Annotated in this window: 20 protein-coding genes and 6 tRNA genes; 15 read left to right on the forward strand and 11 right to left on the reverse strand. The window is 67.8% G+C overall.

Features of this window, described 5'->3' with window-relative positions:
* From FND50_RS16565 to FND50_RS16575, 3 genes are read right to left on the reverse strand one after another with little or no spacing between them, the layout of a single operon-like run.
* Positions 1-531, reverse strand: coding sequence for a GNAT family N-acetyltransferase (locus FND50_RS16565; protein ID WP_144286393.1), 531 nt, complete (start codon positions 529-531; stop codon positions 1-3).
* Positions 528-962: a hypothetical protein gene (locus FND50_RS16570; protein WP_005565707.1), complete on the reverse strand. Its 435-nt coding sequence runs from the start codon at positions 960-962 to the stop codon at positions 528-530. The genes FND50_RS16565 and FND50_RS16570 overlap by 4 nt, the downstream gene beginning before the upstream one ends.
* A gap of 22 nt (positions 963-984) precedes the next feature.
* Complete coding sequence (locus FND50_RS16575) at positions 985-2,205, reverse strand: MFS transporter (RefSeq protein WP_144286394.1); 1,221 nt, start codon at positions 2,203-2,205, stop codon at positions 985-987.
* A 449-nt stretch (positions 2,206-2,654) separates the two neighbouring features.
* Between FND50_RS16575 and FND50_RS16580 the strand changes: the two genes are divergently transcribed.
* A complete protein-coding gene (locus FND50_RS16580; protein ID WP_144286395.1) occupies positions 2,655-3,143 on the forward strand; it encodes an alpha-isopropylmalate synthase regulatory domain-containing protein in 489 nt (162 codons plus the stop codon).
* Positions 3,144-3,215: 72 nt separating this feature from the next.
* On the opposite strand, the gene FND50_RS16585 is transcribed toward FND50_RS16580, so the two are convergent.
* The 5 genes from FND50_RS16585 to FND50_RS16605 all read right to left on the reverse strand — a co-directional run bounded on the left by FND50_RS16585 (position 3,216) and on the right by FND50_RS16605 (position 3,697).
* Positions 3,216-3,290 (reverse strand) — tRNA-Val (locus tag FND50_RS16585).
* 16 nt (positions 3,291-3,306) lie between these two features.
* A tRNA-Gly gene (locus FND50_RS16590) sits at positions 3,307-3,379 on the reverse strand.
* A 77-nt stretch (positions 3,380-3,456) separates the two neighbouring features.
* Positions 3,457-3,528 (reverse strand) — tRNA-Val (locus tag FND50_RS16595).
* Position 3,529: 1 nt separating this feature from the next.
* Positions 3,530-3,600 (reverse strand) — tRNA-Cys (locus tag FND50_RS16600).
* A gap of 24 nt (positions 3,601-3,624) precedes the next feature.
* A tRNA-Gly gene (locus tag FND50_RS16605) sits at positions 3,625-3,697 on the reverse strand.
* A gap of 242 nt (positions 3,698-3,939) precedes the next feature.
* On the opposite strand from FND50_RS16605, the gene FND50_RS16610 reads away from it, so the two are divergent.
* The 11 genes from FND50_RS16610 (at position 3,940) to FND50_RS16660 (ending at position 14,462) form a co-directional block, all read left to right on the forward strand.
* Positions 3,940-4,011 (forward strand) — tRNA-Val (locus FND50_RS16610).
* Positions 4,012-4,166: 155 nt separating this feature from the next.
* On the forward strand, positions 4,167-5,372 hold the full coding sequence (locus tag FND50_RS16615) for an RtcB family protein (RefSeq protein ID WP_144286396.1): 1,206 nt from the start codon (positions 4,167-4,169) through the stop codon (positions 5,370-5,372).
* A 106-nt stretch (positions 5,373-5,478) separates the two neighbouring features.
* A complete protein-coding gene (locus tag FND50_RS16620) occupies positions 5,479-5,904 on the forward strand; it encodes a TIGR02611 family protein (RefSeq protein WP_144289078.1) in 426 nt (141 codons plus the stop codon).
* Positions 5,905-5,999: 95 nt separating this feature from the next.
* Positions 6,000-8,057, forward strand: a complete 2,058-nt coding sequence (thrS, locus tag FND50_RS16625) for a threonine--tRNA ligase (RefSeq protein ID WP_005265466.1) — start codon at positions 6,000-6,002, stop codon at positions 8,055-8,057.
* Positions 8,058-8,062: 5 nt separating this feature from the next.
* On the forward strand, positions 8,063-8,638 hold the full coding sequence (locus tag FND50_RS16630; RefSeq protein WP_005240964.1) for an HIT domain-containing protein: 576 nt from the start codon (positions 8,063-8,065) through the stop codon (positions 8,636-8,638).
* A 79-nt stretch (positions 8,639-8,717) separates the two neighbouring features.
* Positions 8,718-9,383: a phosphatidylinositol phosphate synthase gene (gene pgsA / locus FND50_RS16635; RefSeq protein ID WP_005565703.1), complete on the forward strand. Its 666-nt coding sequence runs from the start codon at positions 8,718-8,720 to the stop codon at positions 9,381-9,383.
* Positions 9,380-10,285: a phosphatidylinositol mannoside acyltransferase gene (locus FND50_RS16640; RefSeq protein WP_144286397.1), complete on the forward strand. Its 906-nt coding sequence runs from the start codon at positions 9,380-9,382 to the stop codon at positions 10,283-10,285. Before pgsA ends, FND50_RS16640 begins: the two co-directional genes overlap by 4 nt.
* A complete protein-coding gene (locus FND50_RS16645; RefSeq protein ID WP_005565693.1) occupies positions 10,282-11,409 on the forward strand; it encodes a glycosyltransferase family 4 protein in 1,128 nt (375 codons plus the stop codon). Before FND50_RS16640 ends, FND50_RS16645 begins: the two co-directional genes overlap by 4 nt.
* Positions 11,406-12,428: an NUDIX domain-containing protein gene (locus FND50_RS16650; protein ID WP_144286398.1), complete on the forward strand. Its 1,023-nt coding sequence runs from the start codon at positions 11,406-11,408 to the stop codon at positions 12,426-12,428. Before FND50_RS16645 ends, FND50_RS16650 begins: the two co-directional genes overlap by 4 nt.
* 150 nt (positions 12,429-12,578) lie before the next feature.
* On the forward strand, positions 12,579-13,481 hold the full coding sequence (gene pdxS, locus FND50_RS16655; protein ID WP_144286399.1) for a pyridoxal 5'-phosphate synthase lyase subunit PdxS: 903 nt from the start codon (positions 12,579-12,581) through the stop codon (positions 13,479-13,481).
* A gap of 159 nt (positions 13,482-13,640) precedes the next feature.
* On the forward strand, positions 13,641-14,462 hold the full coding sequence (locus tag FND50_RS16660; RefSeq protein WP_144286400.1) for an acyl-CoA thioesterase II: 822 nt from the start codon (positions 13,641-13,643) through the stop codon (positions 14,460-14,462).
* A 6-nt stretch (positions 14,463-14,468) separates the two neighbouring features.
* Here FND50_RS16660 and FND50_RS16665 read toward each other — a convergent pair whose 3' ends face one another.
* Positions 14,469-15,092, reverse strand: coding sequence for a hypothetical protein (locus FND50_RS16665; protein WP_144286401.1), 624 nt, complete (start codon positions 15,090-15,092; stop codon positions 14,469-14,471).
* A 56-nt stretch (positions 15,093-15,148) separates the two neighbouring features.
* Here FND50_RS16665 and tesB point away from each other — a divergent pair, with 56 nt between their 5' ends.
* Positions 15,149-16,003, forward strand: coding sequence for an acyl-CoA thioesterase II (tesB, locus tag FND50_RS16670; RefSeq protein ID WP_005260880.1), 855 nt, complete (start codon positions 15,149-15,151; stop codon positions 16,001-16,003).
* Positions 16,000-16,608 (forward strand): pyridoxal 5'-phosphate synthase glutaminase subunit PdxT, encoded by a 609-nt coding sequence (pdxT, locus tag FND50_RS16675; protein ID WP_005240983.1) that lies wholly within the window; start codon positions 16,000-16,002, stop codon positions 16,606-16,608. Before tesB ends, pdxT begins: the two co-directional genes overlap by 4 nt.
* A gap of 74 nt (positions 16,609-16,682) precedes the next feature.
* Here the strand turns inward: pdxT and FND50_RS16680 are convergent, their stop codons facing one another.
* Complete coding sequence (locus tag FND50_RS16680) at positions 16,683-17,603, reverse strand: hypothetical protein (RefSeq protein ID WP_144286402.1); 921 nt, start codon at positions 17,601-17,603, stop codon at positions 16,683-16,685.
* Positions 17,600-17,956 carry a GntR family transcriptional regulator gene (locus FND50_RS16685; protein WP_144286403.1) on the reverse strand — a complete coding sequence of 119 codons (357 nt, stop codon included), beginning with the start codon at positions 17,954-17,956 and terminating at the stop codon, positions 17,600-17,602. Before FND50_RS16685 ends, FND50_RS16680 begins: the two co-directional genes overlap by 4 nt.
* A 144-nt stretch (positions 17,957-18,100) precedes the next feature.
* Between FND50_RS16685 and FND50_RS16690 the strand changes: the two genes are divergently transcribed.
* Positions 18,101-18,853: a YebC/PmpR family DNA-binding transcriptional regulator gene (locus tag FND50_RS16690; protein WP_144286404.1), complete on the forward strand. Its 753-nt coding sequence runs from the start codon at positions 18,101-18,103 to the stop codon at positions 18,851-18,853.
* The last annotated feature ends 105 nt before the right edge of the window (positions 18,854-18,958 follow it).

Genomic DNA, 18,958 nt, shown 5'->3' on the forward strand with positions numbered 1-18,958 from the left:
TTACAGTGCCCGCTGCATCACGAAGTCGTGGTGCAGCTGGGTGCCGACGAGGAAGGTCTTCGTTCCGACCTGCGTGAATCCGTGCTTCGCGTAGAAGCGCTGAGCGCGCACATTCTCCTCGTTGACGCCGAGCCACAACCCGGCGGACCCCGCGGCGACGGCGCGTTCGACGATGGCGTCCATCAGGGCGGACGCGACGCCGGTCCCGTGGTTGCCGGGCAGCACGTACAGCTTGCTGATCTCGGTGGTCGGCCGGAGAGTCACGGCCCTGCCGACGTCCGGGTCGGCGGGTTCACCGTCGATCAGCATCGCGTAGCCGACGATCGCCCCGCCGTGCGTGACCTTCAGGACGGTGCGGTTCGGGTCGGTGAGGTATTCCGAGAACCGTTCGGCCGACAGCACGTCGTCGATGAAAGCGGCGATGTCGTCCTGTGTCGCCCCGGGCGGGCACGCGAGCGGGAACGTTGCCGCGGCGACGTCGGCGATCGCCTCGGAATCCCAGATCCCCGCCGGGTCTATTTCGACTGTCACAGCTGGTCCACCGCGTCCTTCGCTTCCCGAAGTGTCATTCCCGTACTGTCCCGCAGCAGGGTGATCGCCGCAATGGTCTTGCCCTCACTCTCGAGGTCGCGGAGCCTGCCCTCGATCGGCGACGTGTCTCCGCAGGAGCGGATTCCGGCGGGGACCGGCCGGGCCTGGAGCCGGCCGTACTCGACCGTGGCCTTCGCGTGCCGCACGCCGATCCCGTCCCGCGCGACGAGAATCTTGATCGCCTCGATCGTCCGGCCCCGGTCGAGCAGACACGTCACCTCGTCCCGGGCGGCGTCGTCGAGGTGACGCCACGTCGATGCGGGATGCAGGTCGTGTGGGGTGTGTGAACCGCCACGAGCGGATCGTGACGAGACCAGAACTGCGACGTAGACGATCGCCACGGCGATCACGAACCATCCCCAAGTCGGCATGTCCTAAGTAGAACATCTGCCGTCAGTCGCGATCCGGGACCCACTCGGATTGCTTGTCCCGGTCCCGGTCCGCGGCGAACGCGGGGGCAAGCAGGACGAGCCCCACCGCGAACAGGAGCGGGACCACGAACCCGATCCGCAGGCTGGTCGCCGCGGCGACGCCGCCGACGATCGCGCCGCCCACGAGGGTTCCCACGTAGTTGAACAGGTTGATCCGCGCCACGACGTCGTCCACCTGGCCGGAGGGTGCCAGCCGCCCGGCGGCACTGAAACACAGGGGAGCGACGACCGGCGCGCCGAGGCCCATGACGAGGAATCCGGCAATCGCGACGACCGGCGACGGGGTGAGGACGACGACCGTCAATCCGGCGACACCGACCGCCGAACCCAGACGGACGACGGCAATCTCGCCGTACTTCGCCACCCAGAAGTCGCCGGTCAGTCGCGACACCAGAGCCGCACACTGGTATGCGGCCAATGCCAGGGCGGCCGTGTCGGCATCCGCGAGCAGAACGTTCCGGACGTACGGCGCAGACCAGTTGCCGACACCGAAATCGATGGCATAGAACAACGCCATCGCGCTACCGAGCGCGAGCAGTGCTCGAATCGGAACCGGCACGGGCGCAGGGCCGGTCGCCGGCACGGCGGTGCCCGCCGACTGTTGACGGACGAGGAGTCGGGGGCTACAGACGGCGAGACCGACGGCCACGACGAGCGCCGCCACCAGTAGCGCGGCGGCGACGCTCACGCCGAGGGCCGAGGCGGCGGCAACGAAGAGTGCACCCGCAATCGCGCCGACGCTCCACACCGCGTGGAACGACGACAGGATGACGCGGCCGTACGCGTGCTGGATCGACACCGCCTGCATGTTGGCGGCGGCGTCGACGATGCCCAGTCCGGCGCCGTACACGGACAGGCAGACGAAGAAGGCCGTGGTATTCGGGCCGAAACCGAGCGCGCCACCGGCTGTCGCGATGGCCGCGAGCCCGAATTGCAGGGCCGACCTGCTGGAGAATCGGCGGGCCAGGTGCTCGGCGAGGACGCGTCCCGCCCCGGCGATGAGAGGCACCGTCACGACGGCCACCACGATGACCGTGTCGTCGAAACCGAATCGGTCCTGGTACTGCGGCAGTTGCGTGAGGACGGCCGCGAGGAGAAAACCCTGCAGGCCGAATGCGCCCGCTGCGGCGATCCGTGCCGAGCGGTGGTCCGCGGAGGCATCTGCGCCTGGTGAATCCGTCATGGGTCGGCCTTCGATAGAGGACATCCGATTGATTGGACGAGTGTCCAATACATTGCGGGGATGTGCAGCGTTCTCCGAATCGACGGGCGAAATGTCCTGAAAGCGCGGGGTGCGTGAGGTGCCCGGAGCAAGACTGAGCCCCAGCCTTGGATGGGGGGTCATGGCTGGGGCTCATTGCCATCGGGGGGGTGGATGGCAAGTTCGACGATACATGAGGAATTCCTCACGTTCCAGATGCGGTGGTAACGATTTCGTCACCCGCCCGTCACCGGTGGCCGGCGCGACAGCGTGAACGGGGTTGTCTCCGCGGACGGTTGTCGCCTACAGTGGCATCCATGCAGCGCATTCTCGTAGTTCTCCGCCGTAGCGGGGTCTGATACGGACCGACCCCTCGCTGCGGGTCGTTGAGCTACGCGTTGGTCCTCCCTTCTTTCAGGAAGACCACGAGAATGAGTACAAACCCTTCTTTCGTTTCACCCTTTCCCTCGGCGACACCGGCCGCCGACCCCTTCGCCGCGCGCCACGGCAAGCCGCTGCCGCGGGAACTCCGCACCGAATCCGCCGGAATGGCGTGGTCCGCGTTCGAGGCCGTCTACGCGCCGTCCAGCGGACCGTTCCGTCTGGGCAGTTGGTCGGAAACGAAGACCGGCCCCGGAATGTGGGATTTCGAAGCGACACTCGGTATCGGCGAATCGATCCGCAAGACCGCTGCGAGCGCGCCCGGCCCGGTGGCCGCCATGACCTCGATGCTGTACGACGCGGGGTGTGCGATGGAGATCCTGTCTTTTCATCAGCACGAGATCGGGCACCGAACCGCGACATTCCTGCTCTGCGAGCGCGACGGCATCCGGCTCTGGGCGATGGGAATCGGTGAATCCCACACGGAATCGACTCTGCGCGCGATGATCTCCGGCGCCAACCGGCTCCAGCCCGCCTGACACCGGAACGACAGTGCGGCCCCGGTCGATGACCGGGGCCGCACTGTCGTGAACTGTTCGGTTGAAGTGAACTGGTGCGCGATACTGGGATTGAACCAGTGACCTCTTCCGTGTCAGGGAAGCGCTCTCCCGCTGAGCTAATCGCGCGGGATGGAGAGAAGAGAGCGGACGACGGGATTCGAACCCGCGACCCCAACCTTGGCAAGGTTGTGCGCTACCAGCTGCGCCACGTCCGCATTCGTGAAAGCCCCCGGGCTGGGGGCCGTCACTGGTCGAGCAAGTAAAACAGTCGTGCATCTATCATCTATCTCGGTGCGCGATACTGGGATTGAACCAGTGACCTCTTCCGTGTCAGGGAAGCGCTCTCCCGCTGAGCTAATCGCGCGAGGTGGAGACGGGAATCGAACCCGTGTGCACGGCTTTGCAGGCCGTTGCCTCACCACTCGGCCACTCCACCGTGAAGGTTGAGTCCAACCTCTCGAGCGGACGACGGGATTCGAACCCGCGACCCCAACCTTGGCAAGGTTGTGCGCTACCAGCTGCGCCACGTCCGCATGCACCGTGTAACTCGCGGAGAATGTTCTCCGTGGTGCGGTTGAGAACATTAGCCGACCATCCGCGATAGTTACAAATCTGCAGGTCAAGGCATCAGACGGTGAACTACACATGAACGACGCCGGACCGCGGACGTGCCGCGGGCGGGGATCGACACGAATCCCAACGACGTGATTTTCGTTCGGCCGCTCGGTCGTGTTAATGTTCCAACTCGTTCGAGCGCGAGTGTTTGGCGCGCTTCGGTCCCGTGGCTCAGTGGAAGAGCGTCCCGTTCACACCGGGGAGGTCGCTGGTTCGATCCCAGCCGGGACCACAGACAAGAAGAGGGCGTTTCCGAAAGCGGAAACGCCCTCTTCTTTTTCGTGTGCCCACCCCGATAATCGATTGTTCCGGCTCATCGGGGCGGCGGACAATGAACTCAGCCGGCCGAAATTTCCCGGGTGATCCGCTATCGAAGGACTGAGTCCCATGTTCCCCGTGAGGCTGGAAGGCACCACCGCGCCCACCTTGATGTGGGCGGAAGAGTGGACCATCGAGCAGGCTGCGTTGCAGCAGCTGCGGAACATGGCCGACCTGCCATGGGTCCACGGGGTGCGGGTCATGCCCGACGTCCATGTCGGCAAGGGTGCGACGGTCGGTTCGGTCATCGCGATGCGGGCGGCGGTCGCCCCGGCGGCGGTCGGCGTCGACATCGGGTGCGGAATGACGGCGGTCCGGACGGATGTGACCGCGAACGATCTGCCCGACAGCCTCCGGTCGATGCGGTCGCGCATCGAGCGTGCGGTGCCGGTCGGGTTCGCCATGCACGAGCGTTCGGTGAATGTCGGCGCCCTCGATGTCACGGACGCCGGGGGAGTGAAGAAGGGATGGCACCGCTTCTGGCAGGAATTCGGTGACCTGCATTCCGGCGTCCAGTCCCGCGAGTCCAGGGCGATGAAGCAGATCGGCACGCTCGGCGGCGGCAATCACTTCATCGAGGTGTGCCTGTCCGACGCCGACGAGGTCTGGCTGATGCTCCACTCCGGGTCGCGCAACATCGGTAAGGAACTGGCGGAGCGGCACATCGCGGTGGCGCGGGCGTTGCCGCACAACCAGCGGCTGGTCGATCGCGATCTCGCGGTGTTCCTCGCCGGCAGCAAGGAGATGGACGCATACCGTCACGACCTGACATGGGCGCAGGAGTACGCGGCCCGCAACCGTGCCGTCATGCTCACCTTGGTGATGCAGGCGTTCCGGCAGGCCCTGCCCGGCAGGACGGTGCGGTTCGACGAGCCGATCTCCTGCCACCACAACTACGTGTCGGAGGAGATCATCGACGGCGAGCCGATGCTCGTCACCCGGAAGGGCGCGATCCGGGCCGGCCGGGGTGATCTCGGACTCATCCCCGGCTCCATGGGCACCGGTTCCTACGTGGTGCGGGGCCTGGGCTCCGAGCTGTCCTTCAATTCGGCGTCACACGGGGCGGGACGGACGATGAGCCGCACGAAGGCGAAGAAGCGTTTCACCGTCGACGACCTCGTGCGGCAGACGTCCGGAGTCGAATCGCGCAAGGACGCGGGCGTGATCGACGAGATCCCCGGCGCCTACAAGGACATCGAGCAGGTGATCGAAGCGCAGGCCGATCTCGTCGAGGTCGTGGCCCACCTGCGGCAGGTCGTCTGTGTGAAGGGATGATCCGCGAGCGTGTGTGGCGGTGCGACGACGCGCCGCCGCAGGTCGCGGTCGGTAGGGTGGACTGGTGACTAGCGGAGAAGCTCGGCCGGGACCCGCGCCCGAGAACGTGGACGACTCGGATCTGTCCCCGTTCCAGGAAGTGGAGAGCCGCTGGCACCGGTGGCGAGCACACATCGCCGCGCGCCCGAGCCTCAACCTGGCGTACCGCATCGCGGTGGGGGTGATCGGCGCTCTCGTGCTGGCCGCCGGGATAGTCGCGATTCCCTATCCCGGCCCCGGCTGGCTGATCGTGTTCGCGGGGCTCGGGATTCTCGCATCCGAATTTGCGTGGGCCCACCGGCTGCTGCACTATGCGCGCCGGCGATACGACAAGTTCATGGACTGGTTCTCGCGGCAGTCGCTGGTGGTCAAGGGGGCGAGTGCGCTGCTGACGTGTGCCGTCGTCCTCGCCACGCTGTGGTTGCTCGGCACGTTCGGTCTCGTCGGAACGTGGATCGGCCTCGACTACCCGTGGCTGGAGAGCCCGCTCTAGCCGGACGCGTGGTTGGGTGTGACTGCTGGGCCGATAACATGGGCTGGCACATTCACCATGTCTGCACCGCACACCTCACCTAGGAGAACATCGCCGTGAGCACCCCCGCATCCGCCGCCCCAGCCGCCCTCGTCCGGGTGCCCGCGGGGACTACGGCCGGTACCGCGGTTCGGGAGGCCGGCTACCCGAGCAAGGGCCCGGACGTCGTCGTCGTGGTCCGTGACGCGGAGGGCCAGCTCAAGGACCTGTCCTGGGTGCCCGACACCGACGTCGAGGTCGAGCCCGTCGCGTCGAACACCGACGACGGCCGCAGCGTCATCCGCCACTCGGCGGCCCACGTCCTCGCGCAGGCCGTCCAACAGGAATTCCCCGAGGCGAAGCTGGGCATCGGTCCGCCGATCAAGGACGGCTTCTACTACGACTTCGCCGTCGATCGCCCGTTCACCCCCGACGACCTCGCGAGCCTCGAGAAGCGGATGAAGAAGATCATCAAGGGGTCGCAGCGGTTCTCCCGCCGGGTCGTCGAGTCGCTCGAGGAGGCGCGCGCCGAGCTGGCGAAGGAGCCCTTCAAGCTCGAACTGATCGACGACAAGTCGGGAATCGACGATCCGGAGATCATGGAGGTGGGCGGCAACGAGCTCACCATCTACGACAACCTGGACCCGCGGACCGGCGAGAAGGTGTGGGGGGACCTGTGCCGCGGCCCGCACATCCCCACCACCAAGCACATCCCGGCGTTCAAGCTCACCCGCAGCTCGGCGGCGTACTGGCGCGGTAACCAGGACAACGCCGATCTCCAGCGCATCTACGGCACCGCGTGGGAGTCGTCGGAGGCGCAGGAGCAGCACCTGGAACTGCTCGCCGAGGCGGAGCGCCGCGACCACCGCAAGCTGGGGTCGGAACTCGACCTGTTCAGCTTCCCCGACGAACTCGGCTCCGGACTGCCCGTGTTCCATCCGCGGGGCGGGATCATCCGCACCGAGATGGAGGATTACTCCCGCAAGCGGCACGTCGAGGAGGGGTACGAGTTCGTCAACACCCCCCACATCACCAAGGGGCATCTCTACGAGGTGTCGGGTCACCTGGACTGGTACCGCGACGGCATGTTCCCGGCGATGCACATCGACGAGGAGCTGAACGAGGACGGCACCGTGCGCAAGCCGGGCCAGGACTACTACCTCAAGCCGATGAACTGCCCGATGCACAACCTGATCTTCCGCTCCCGCGGCCGGTCGTACCGCGAACTGCCGTTGCGGCTCTTCGAGTTCGGTTCGGTCTACCGGTACGAGAAGTCCGGTGTCGTCCACGGACTCACCCGCGTACGCGGCATGACGCAGGACGACGCGCACATCTACTGCACCCGCGAGCAGATGCGCGACGAACTGGCGACCACCCTGCAGTTCGTCCTCGGCCTGCTGAAGGACTACGGTCTCGACGACTTCTACCTCGAGCTGTCCACCAAGAACCCGGACAAGTTCGTCGGTGACGACGCCGTGTGGGAGGAAGCGACGGCGACGCTCGCCGAGGTCGCGGAGTCGTCGGGGCTGAACCTCGTCCCCGATCCGGGCGGTGCCGCGTTCTACGGACCGAAGATCTCGGTGCAGGTGCAGGACGCCCTGGGCCGCACCTGGCAGATGTCGACCATTCAGCTCGACTTCAACCTGCCCGAGCGTTTCGACCTCGAGTACACGGCCAACGACGGCACCAAGCAGCGTCCGGTCATGATCCACCGCGCCCTGTTCGGTTCCATCGAACGGTTCTTCGGCGTGCTCACCGAGCACTACGCGGGTGCGTTCCCGGCGTGGCTGGCGCCCGTCCAGGTCGTCGGTATCCCGGTGGCGGAGACGTTCGCCGACCACCTCTTCGACGTGGTGAAGCGGCTGAAGGCGGCCGGTATCCGCGCCGAGGTCGACGCGAGCGACGACCGCATGCAGAAAAAAATCTTCAACAACACGGCGCAGAAGGTGCCGTTCATGTTGCTGGCGGGTGCGCGCGACGTCGAGGCGGGCGCCGTCAGCTTCCGATTCCGCGACGGCACCCAGGTCAACGGGGTACCCGTGGACGACGCCGTGCGCATCGTCACCGACTGGATCAGTCGCCGCGAGAACGCCTCGCCGACGGCGGAACTGCTGCAACCCGGTAAGGAAGGGTGACGCACATGACCGGAGGTGACGACGTGACGGCCGACGAGATGCTCGGCGGCCCCGGCCGCCTCGTCGACCGTGGCCCCGGCGAACCCGATCACCTTCAGCGGATCTGGTCGCCGCACCGCATGTCGTACATCGCCGAGGCGCCGAAGTCGCGGGACACCCCGAACGAGCCGTTCATCGACATCCCGAAGATGGACGACGAGGACGGGTTGATCGTCGCCCGGGGTGAGCACGTCTACGCCGTCCTCAACCTGTACCCGTACAACCCGGGGCACCTGATGGTCGTTCCCTATCGCAAGGTCGCGGCGCTCGAAGACCTGACGGAAGAGGAGAGCGCCGAGTTGATGTCGTTCACGCAGCAGGCTCTGCGTGTGATCAAGCGGGTGTCGCGGCCGGACGGTTTCAACGTCGGCCTCAATCTCGGTGCGGCGGCGGGCGGTTCGCTTGCCGAGCACCTGCATCAGCACATCGTTCCGCGTTGGGGCGGGGACGCGAACTTCATCACGGTCCTCGCCGGGGTCAAGGTCATGCCGCAGTTGCTGCGCGAGACCCGGGGGCTGCTGGCGAAGGCCTGGAATGAATGACTCGATAGATGAATGACGCGCGAGTCGTTGACTCACGCGTTCGGGGTTCCTGGCAGGAAGTGAAGAACGGGGTGGAGAGGTGCTGAGCTTCTTCGGACGGGCATCCGTGTCCAAGGTGACGGCGCCATTGGGGAAGGCCCTGGTGAAGACCGGGCTCACTCCCGATTCCGTCACCGTCATCGGCACCGTGGCGACCGTGGCCGGCGCGGTCACGCTGTTTCCCAGCGGACATCTGTTCTGGGGAGCGATGTTCATCTGGCTGTTCGTCATGTTCGACATGCTCGACGGTGCCATGGCCCGCGCCCGCGGCGGTGGCACCCGGTACGGCGCCGTTCTCGACGCCACCTGCGACCGGGTGGCCGACGGTGCGATCTTCGCCGGTCTCGCCTGGTGGGCGGTTTATCACGAGAACAGCAAGCCGCTGCTGATCGCGACCCTGCTGTGCCTCGTCACCTCGCAGGTGATCTCGTACGCGAAGGCGCGCGCCGAGGCGAGTGGATTGTCCGCCGACGGCGGACTCATCGAACGACCCGATCGGCTGATCATCGTGCTGGTCGGAGCCGGCGTCACGGGGCTCGGAGTCCCGTGGGCCATTCATGTCGCGATGTGGTTGCTGTCGGTGGGCAGCATCATCACCGTGTTCCAGCGGGTATTGGCGGTCCGCCGGTCGCCGGGCGCGCGCGACGTGCTGCCCCTGCCGCCGACGGACACGACGCCGGCAGACGGACAGGCGAGCGAGCAGTGAGCGGCGTGTCGGAACGCATCAGTGACCTGGGGTACGCGATCGGCTGGCGGCTGGTTCGCGCGTTGCCGGAGAAGGTCGCGGTCGCCCTGTTCGACAGGGGAGCCGACTTCGCCGTCCGGAACGGCGGACCGGAGCAGCTGCGCCGCAATCTAGCCCGTGTGCTGGGTGTGCCCGCCGCGGAGGTGCCGGACACCCTGATGCAGGCCTCGATGCGGTCCTACGCGCGCTACTGGCGGGAAGCTTTCCGGCTGCCTTCGATGGACCTCGTGAAGACCGGCGCGGCCCTCGACGAGCTGATCGAGGGGCAGAAGCACCTCGACGCCGCGAAAGAAGCCGGCCGGGGCGCGATTCTGGCGCTGCCGCACAGCGGAAACTGGGACATGGCGGGTGTGTGGTGCGCCCAGCACTGGGGCGGTCTGTCCACGGTCGCCGAGCGGTTGAAGCCCGAGTCGCTGTACCAGCGGTTCGTCGACTACCGCGAAGGGCTCGGTTTCGAGATCTTTCCGCTCAGCGGGGGAGAGCACCCACCGTTCGTGGAACTGTCGGCCCGACTGCGGGACAACGGGATCGTGTGCCTCCTCGGGGAACGCGACCTGGCGAAGAAGGGTGTCCCCGTGACGTTCTTCGGGGAACAGACGCGGATGCCCGCCGGTCCCGCCAAGCTGGCGATCGACACCGGCGCGCCGCTGCTGCCGGTGCACTGCTGGTTCACGGACGGCGGGTGGGGTTTCCGCATCGACCCGCCGATCGACACCACCGCGGGGGTGGCCGCGGCGACCCAGGAACTGGCGGACCGGTTCGAGGCCAACATCGCGGCACATCCGGAGGACTGGCACATGCTTCAGCCGCTGTGGCTCTCCGATCTGTCCCAGGCAAGGCTCTCCCGCATGGAGAACTCGTGAAGATCGGAATGGTCTGCCCGTACTCGTTCGACGTCCCGGGCGGAGTGCAGGCTCACGTCGTCGACCTCGCGGAGGTCCTGATCGAGCGCGGGCACAAGGTGAGCGTCCTGGCGCCGGCCTCCGACGACGTCGACCTGCCCGACTTCGTCGTCTCCGCGGGCCGCGCCCTCGCCATTCCCTACAACGGCTCGGTGGCCCGGCTGAGTTTCGGCCCCGCCGCGAGCGCCCGCGTGCGGCGCTGGATCTCGGACAACAACTTCGACGTCCTGCACATCCACGAGCCCAACGCGCCGAGCCTGTCGATGCTCGCCATGCGCGTGGCCGAGGGACCCATCGTGGCCACCTTCCACACGTCGACCACGAAGTCGTTGGTGCTGAGCACGTTTCAGGGTGTGCTCCAGCCCTACCTCGAGAAGATCAGCGGCCGCATCGCGGTGTCGGAACTCGCGCGACGCTGGCAGGTGGAATCACTCGGCTCCGATGCGGTCGAAATCCCCAACGGCGTCGACGTCTCGGCGTTCGCGAACGCCGAGCCGCTGCCCGGCTACCCGCGTCCCGGAAAGACCATCCTCTTCCTCGGACGCTACGACGAGCCCCGCAAGGGCATGGCGGTGCTTCTCAAGGCGCTGCCCACCCTGGTGGAGAAGTATCCCGACCTCGAGGTGCTGGTGGTCGGCCGCGGCGACGAGGACAAGCTGCGCCGGGAGGCCGGCCCGGTCTTCGGGCACCTGCGTCTGCTCGGCCAGGTCGACGACGCCGAGAAGGCGTCGGCGCTGCGGAGCGCCGACGTGTACTGCGCACCCAACCTCGGCGGTGAGAGCTTCGGCATCGTGCTGGTCGAGGCGATGGCCGCGGGTGCCGCCGTCGTGGCGAGCGAACTGGACGCGTTCCGCCGCGTCCTGCGGGACGGGCAGGCGGGCGTCCTGGTGCCGGTCGGGGATGCGGCGGCGCTGGCCGCCGGGATCGACTCGGTGCTCGGTGACCCCGAGCGGAGCGCTGCGCTCACCGACTTCTCTCGGACGGTGGTCACCGAATACGACTGGCCGGTGGTGGCCGAACAGATCCTGCGCGTCTACGAGACGGTCACTGTCGGCCGCGACGGCGTCCGGGAGGTCGGCTCGTGACGTTTTCCGCCCTCACGATCCTGGTTCTCGCCCTGGTCGCAGCCGTCGTCCTGGCGATCGGCCTGTGGGCGTACGGGACGGCCAACCGCCTCGACCGACTGCACGTCCGCTCCGATCTGTCCTGGCAGGCCCTCGACGCGGCCCTCGCGCGCCGGGCGGTGGTCGTGCGGGCGGCCGCCGCGGCGATGGACCCACCCGAGGGCAGGTCGCTGGCCGCGCTGTCGGCCCGGGCGGAACGGTCGGACCGGGCAGACCGCGAGATCGCCGAGAACGCACTGTCCAGTGCGCTCTCGTCCCTCGACCCGGACACCCTGCGCCCCCAGCTGGTGGCGGAACTCGCCGATGCGGAGGCGCGGGTACTGATCGCCCGCCGATTCCACAACGACGCCGTCCGCGACACCCTCGCACTCCGCGCCCGGCGACCCGTCCGATGGCTGCACCTCGGGGGCACGGCCCCGCTACCGACCTACTTCGAGATCACCGAACGCTCGTCCGCCGCGGCGGTCACCGAGGGTCTGTCACTCGACTCCGTCCGGACCTCGGCCCGGGTGGTGCTGCTCGACGGCCAGGGCCGGGTCCTGCTGCTCCGGGGTCACGACCCCACCGTCCCCGACGTCTACTACTGGTTCACGATCGGCGGCGCCGTCGAGAAGGGGGAGAACCTGCGGGCGGCCGCTGTCCGGGAGATCGCCGAGGAGACCGGGCACACCGCGTCGCCCGAACAGCTGCGCGGACCCATGTGGCGGCGGGTGGCCATCTTCTCGTGGAACGGGCAGCTCATCCGCTCCGAGGAGCTGTTCTTCGCGCTGCGCACCGACGGGTTCGAGCCGCACCACGGAGGCTTCACCGAACTCGAGAACCGCACCATCACCGGTCACCGGTGGTGCACCGCGGACACGGTTCGTCAACTGGCGGCGGCAGGTGAAGCCGTGTACCCGCACGACCTCGCGGATCTCCTCGACGAAGCCGGCGCGGTGGCCTCGGCCGCGGACGAACCCGAGGTGCGCGCGATCACCTGAGCCGCCCGGGAGTCCGAAGAAAGCCAGCAATCGCGGACTGGCTACGGAAGTGGACTGCCGCTCGTCCTAGAATCGGGTACTGCAGCGTGAACGTCGTCGTTCACGCGTGCCGCTATCGAATCAATCCACGCCACAACCCAGGAGTTCGCTGTGAGCACCCCCGACACCACCCCCACCACCGGTACGGCGCGCGTCAAGCGTGGCATGGCCGAGATGTTGAAGGGCGGGGTCATCATGGACGTCGTCACCCCCGATCAGGCGAAGATCGCCGAGGACGCCGGTGCGGTGGCGGTGATGGCGCTCGAGCGGGTGCCCGCGGACATCCGGGCGCAGGGTGGGGTGTCCCGGATGAGTGATCCGGACATGATCGACGGCATCATCTCCGCGGTGTCGATCCCGGTGATGGCCAAGGCCCGGATCGGGCACTTCGTGGAGGCGCAGATCCTGCAGTCCCTCGGTGTCGACTATGTCGACGAGTCCGAGGTGCTGACCCCGGCCGACTACGCGAACCATATCGACAAGTGGCAGTTCACCGTCCCGTTCGTGTGTGGTGCCACCAATCTGGGTGAGGCGCTGCGGCGGATCACCGAGGGTGCGGCGATGATCCGGTCCAAGGGTGAGGCCGGGACCGGTGACGTGTCGAACGCGACCACGCACATGCGGACGATCGGTGGGGAGATCCGCCGGTTGACCTCGCTGAGCGAGGACGAGCTGTATGTGGCGGCGAAGGAGCTGCAGGCGCCGTACGACCTGGTCGTCGAGGTGGCCAGGGCCGGGAAGTTGCCGGTCACGATGTTCACCGCCGGTGGCATCGCCACCCCGGCGGATGCGGCGATGATGATGCAGCTCGGTGCGGAGGGTGTGTTCGTCGGGTCGGGCATCTTCAAGTCCGGTAACCCGGCGGAGCGGGCCGCGGCGATCGTGAAGGCGACCACGTTCTTCGACGACCCGGACGTGCTGGCGAAGGTCTCCCGCGGGCTGGGTGAGGCGATGGTCGGGATCAACGTCGACGACATCCCGGTCCCGCACCGGCTCGCCGAACGCGGCTGGTGATCCCCACGATCGATCTGTGATCGATCGCGGCGCTCCCGGCGCCGCACTGCTTCCGTTCGCACCGCACGAGGCCCTCACAGGGGCCTCGTGCGGTGCGGTGCGCCGGTGCCCGGGACCCGTGTGAGAGTGTCAGCGGACGAGCATCGGAAGGGGCCGTGGATGGCGACGATCGAAGAGATCCTGGAAGTGGAACGCCTCGAGGAGAACATCTTCCGAGGCATAGCGACCGATACCATGCTTCCCCGGACGTTCGGCGGGCAGGTGGCCGGTCAGGCGCTGGTGGCGGCGGTCCGCACCGTCGACCCCCGCTTCATGGTGCATTCGCTGCACGGATACTTCCTCCGCCCCGGAAACCCCACGATGCCGATCGTGTACCTCGTGGACCGCATCCGGGACGGTCGGTCGTTCGTCACCCGGCGGGTCAGCGCCGTCCAGGACGGTCAGGCGATCTTCACGATGTCGGCGTCGTTCCAGGTCGAGGACGAGGGCATCGAGCACCAGGACGAGATGCCCGTGGTGCCGCCGCCCGATACCCTGCCGTTCGCCAGTGACTCCGAGGACCCGGAAATCGCCTGGCTCGCCCAGGAGTGGTCCGACTGGGACATCCGGATGGTCGGCCACGGGGAGGTCGACCGCCGGCGCGGTGCGGCCGCTCAGCAGCAGGCGTGGTTCCGGTCCCGCAAGACGCTGCCCGACGACCCCGTCTTCCACGTCTGCGCACTGGCCTACATGAGCGACATGACGCTGATCGGTTCCGCCATGACCCCGCACCCCGGTGTCGAGATCAACGGTGCCTCACTCGATCACGCGCTGTGGTTCCTGCGACCGTTCCGGGCCGACGAGTGGCTGCTGTACGACCAGACGTCACCGTCCGCCGGTTTCGGTCGGGCGCTCGCGCAGGGCCGGATCTTCGACCGGAAGGGCAACCTGGTCGCTGCCGTCGTGCAGGAAGGGCTGACCCGGTTCCTGCGCACGACGTGAGCGGACTCAGCTGCCCGCCCGGACCGCGGGCCTCGGCGGATGGTCGTACCGCACCATCAGGTCGGGTTCGACCGTGACGTCGGCCGCACGGCGCAGCAGGGCGGGCACGGTCCATCGTTGATCGGCCGGGGTGCGGCGCATCAGGGCTCCCTCGCCCAGATGGAGTTGCACCGTGACGTCGAAGTCGAGGTCCCGGCCGAGCAGCATCGGGCCGGCGACGAGAAGCACCTGACCGTCGGCCGCGGGAACGCGGGCGCAGCGGGCCGAGCGATCCTCGTCCTCGTCCCACAGGCGCGGCAACCACCGGCGGTCGGTGCGGACCGACCGCACCACCTCGCGGTTCAGGGCGTCGTAGTCGAACCAGAGGGTGCGGTAGCTGAGTTCGTCGTCGCGTCCGTGCTCGAACCGCTGGGAGGCGGGACGGACGTAGTCGTGGAGGGACACGACGTCACAGGGGCGGCCCTGCTCCCGCAGCGACGCGCATACCGCGTCCGCGAGGGGCAGGGGCTGCGCGCCGTCGGGCGCGTCGATCGCGACGACGGCGGTGCCGTGAACGGCGAGGCAGCGTTCGGTGACGAGGGCGACGAGACCGTCCGGGCTCGTCGGTGTGAACATCGTCATGGCACCCATCGTGCCTCGAGCCCGAACCGGGCGGATAACCTTGACCAGGCACAGAAGGAGGGCTCATGGCGAGCATCGAGGACGTTCTCGAACTCGAAGCGCTGGAGAAGGACATCTTCCGCGGCGCGGTTCATCCGTCTGTTCTGAAGAGGACGTTCGGCGGGCAGGTCGCGGGTCAGTCGCTGGTGTCCGCGGTCCGTACCGTCGACGAGGCGTTCAAGGTCCACTCTCTGCACGGGTACTTTCTGCGCCCCGGAAATCCCGCGAAACCCACCGTGTACCTGGTCGACCGGATCCGGGACGGCAGATCCTTCTGTACGCGGCGCGTCACCGGAATCCAGGACGGCAAGGCGATCTTCACCATGTCGGCGTCGTTCCACAGCGAGGACGAGGGCATCGAGCATCAGGATACGATGCCGTCCGTCCCCGCCCCCGAAGAGCTCGTCGACGCACAGACCCTCGAGGAGTTCGCCGCCACCGATCTCTACCGGGAGTGGAAGGAATGGGACGTCCGCATCGTTCCGGCCGACTCCACCGGGAAGACGCCCGGAATCGCCGCGCAGCAACGGGTGTGGATGCGGTACCGCAGCAAGCTGCCGGACGATCAGGTCTTCCACATCTGCACCCTCGCCTACCTCAGTGACATGACGCTCCTCGGCGCGTCGAAGGTCCCGCACCCGGGAGTGGTCACGCAGACGGCGTCGCTCGATCACGCCATGTGGTTCCTGCGCCCGTTCCGCGCCGACGAGTGGCTGCTCTACGACCAGACCTCACCCTCCGCCGGCTTCGGACGCGCCCTCACCCAGGGCCGCATGTTCGACCGGAACGGCACCATGGTCGCCGCCGTAGTCCAGGAGGGGTTGACCCGCATCCAGCGCGATCAGGACAAGCGCGACATCGAGACAGGAAACATGGCATGACCCGTCCCCTCGTCGGAGTACTCGCCCTGCAGGGCGACGTCCGTGAACACCTTGCTGCACTGAACGATTCGGGTGCCGACGCCGTCGGCATCCGGCGCCCGGAGGAGCTCGAGAAGATCGACGGGCTCGTCATTCCGGGCGGCGAGTCGACGACGATGAGCAAGCTGCTGCAGATCTTCGAACTGCTCGAACCGCTGAAGGCGCGCCTGCACGACGGGTTGCCTGCCTACGGGTCCTGCGCCGGGATGATCCTCCTCGCGAGCGAGATCCTCGACACGAGGCCCGACGCGCAGCACCTCGGTGCGATCGACATGACGGTGCGCCGCAACGCCTTCGGTCGTCAGGTCGACTCCTTCGAGTCCGACCTCGAATTCGAGGGCATCGTCGGCGACCCGATGCGGGCCGTGTTCATCCGGGCACCGTGGGTGGAGCGCGTCGGCGACGACGTGCAGGTCCTCGCCCGCGTGCCCGAGTCGGGTGGCGCGGCCGCCGGACGGATCGTGGCCGTCCGGCAGGGCTCCGTGGTGGCCACGTCGTTCCACCCGGAAGTGACGGGCGACCGGCGGGTGCACGAGTTGTTCGTCGACATCGTCCGCGGGGTCTAGGGCATCTCTCCCGATCCCCGTTTCGGCGCTCCCGAGTTCGCCAGGTGCATCCGAGAGGGATCGGGAGACACGCCCTAACCCGCCGGGCGGGGCGCGACGAGTGTATTGAGGAGCGCCGCACCCTGCGCGGCGCCGTCCACGGTGACCGCGAACGGGCGGCCGCCGGTGCGGGTCACCACGATGCCCTCGCCGGCGCGGATCACGACCGCGGTCCCGCGCGGCGTGAAGCGGTAGCCCCAGCCGCCCCATTCCGCGGGGCGGATCTCGGTGACCCGGGCCTCGTCGATGGCGTCGAGCGGGATCTTCCGCCAGCGGACGTTCCACGACGAGAGGGTCAGTCCCGTGCGGTCGATCTGCACGGTCACCGAGGCGAAGCCGCCGCCGGCGATCGTCAGGACGAGGAACAGGACGGCGAGCCAGAGCGCCCCCACCAGCGCGGAGACGACGGCGGCCACGGCCATGGCGAGAGCGAGCACGCCCGCCCACCGTCCCCGGGCATATCCGGTCCAGGCTGCCCGCTCGCCGGGCGTCAGGGGGACGGGCAGCGTCGGCGCTGCACCGTTCTCTGCGGAGTGCGACGTCCGGGGGAGCAGGGCGAACGTGGCGATCGCCCACACAATTCCCAAGAGGGGAACGATGATCCACCAGCCCAGCGTCGCCGCTTCGGGCGAGCCGCCCTCGATCGTGGCGGCGACGCTGACGATCCAGGCCGTGGCCACCGTCCACCCGATGAGAACGGTGGCGGGAAGCCAGAGCGCGGCGTCGGTGCGGACCCGCGCCGCCACGGCGCCGGCGATCGCGGTGGCGGCCGCGCAGACGGCGGCAGCGATCCAGAAGTAGGTGGTCGTGTCGCTGAATCGGTCGGGTTCGGTGCCGGACCAGTGGCTGGCCACCACCGGTGGCAGTTCGCCGCTCCAGGCGAGTCTCGCGATCACGAGCGCGAGGAGGGGCACCGCCGAGGTTGCGGCGAGGAGGCGCGTTCGGGAGGTCGTCATTGTCTGGTGGTCTCCTTGATCACGTCGAGCATCTGTTCGGTGTCGAGTCCGAGACGTCGTGCCTCGGACACGAAAGCGCGTGCGGCTTCGGTCAATCCGGTGTGTACCGGGTCCGTGTCGGCGCGGACGACCGCACCCCGGCCCCGGCGGAGGTCGATCAGGCCCTCGTCGCGCAGCGCGGCGTACGCGCGCAGCACGGTGTGGAGGTTGACGTCGATGGACTCGGCCAGCGCCCGGGCGGAGGGGAGCCGATCGCCCGCGCCGATCTCGCCGCGCAGGAACGCGCCGCGCACATTGGCGGCGATCTGTTCACCCAGCGGGGTGGTGGAGCTGTGGTCGACCCGCATCAACATGTTTGCATTCTATGCAAACAATGCCGACTTATGCGAGTTGTTACCCCGGGAACGCGCAGGGGCGGCCGGGCTGCGGGTAACATCGTCAAAGCTGAAACCGCGCATTCGGCGTGCCAAAGGCAGCAGGAAAGGGGCTTGAATCGCATGAGCGGCCACTCCAAATGGGCCACCACCAAGCACAAGAAGGCTGTGATCGATGCCAAGCGTGGCAAAGCCTTCGCGAAGCTGATCAAGAACATCGAGGTGGCGGCCCGTACCGGCGGTGGCGATCCTGCGGGAAACCCCACCCTGTACGACGCCATCCAGAAGGCCAAGAAGACATCGGTCCCCAACGACAACATCGAGCGCGCCCGCAAGCGCGGCGCCGGTGAAGAAGCGGGCGGCGCCGACTGGCAGACCATCATGTACGAGGGCTACGGACCCAACGGTGTCGCCGTCCTCATCGAGTGCCTGACCGACAACCGCAACCGTGCGGCCGGCGAGGTACGTACCGCGATGACCCGCAACGGCGGCAACATGGCCGACCCCGGTTCCGTGTCCTACCTGTTCACGCGCAAGGGCGTCGTCACTCTGGAGAAGGGTGACCAGACCGAGGACGACGTGCTGGTGGCGGTCCTCGATGCGGGTGCCGAAGAGGTCACCGACCTCGGCGACACGTTCGAGATCGTGAGCGAGCCCACCGACCTCGTCGCCGTCCGGAGCGCACTGCAGGAGGCGGGAATCGACTACGACTCCGCCGAGGCAGACTTCCGCGCGTCCGTCGAGGTTCCGGTCGACGCGGACGGAGCCCGCAAGGTGTTCAAGCTCGTCGACGCGCTCGAGGAGTCCGACGACGTCCAGAACGTCTACACCAACGTCGACCTGTCCGACGAGGTGCTCGCGGAACTCGACGACTGATCGCACGACGCACGGGGCGGGGCGGGGGAGCGGTGCTCGCCAGCCCCGCCCCGTCCTGCGTGTTGATGCGCCGACTCGTCCGACCCCACGGCTAAGCTATCGAAC

Source organism: Rhodococcus sp. WB9 (assembly GCF_007558985.1).
In the GTDB taxonomy this organism is placed as follows: domain Bacteria; phylum Actinomycetota; class Actinomycetes; order Mycobacteriales; family Mycobacteriaceae; genus Rhodococcus_F; species Rhodococcus_F opacus.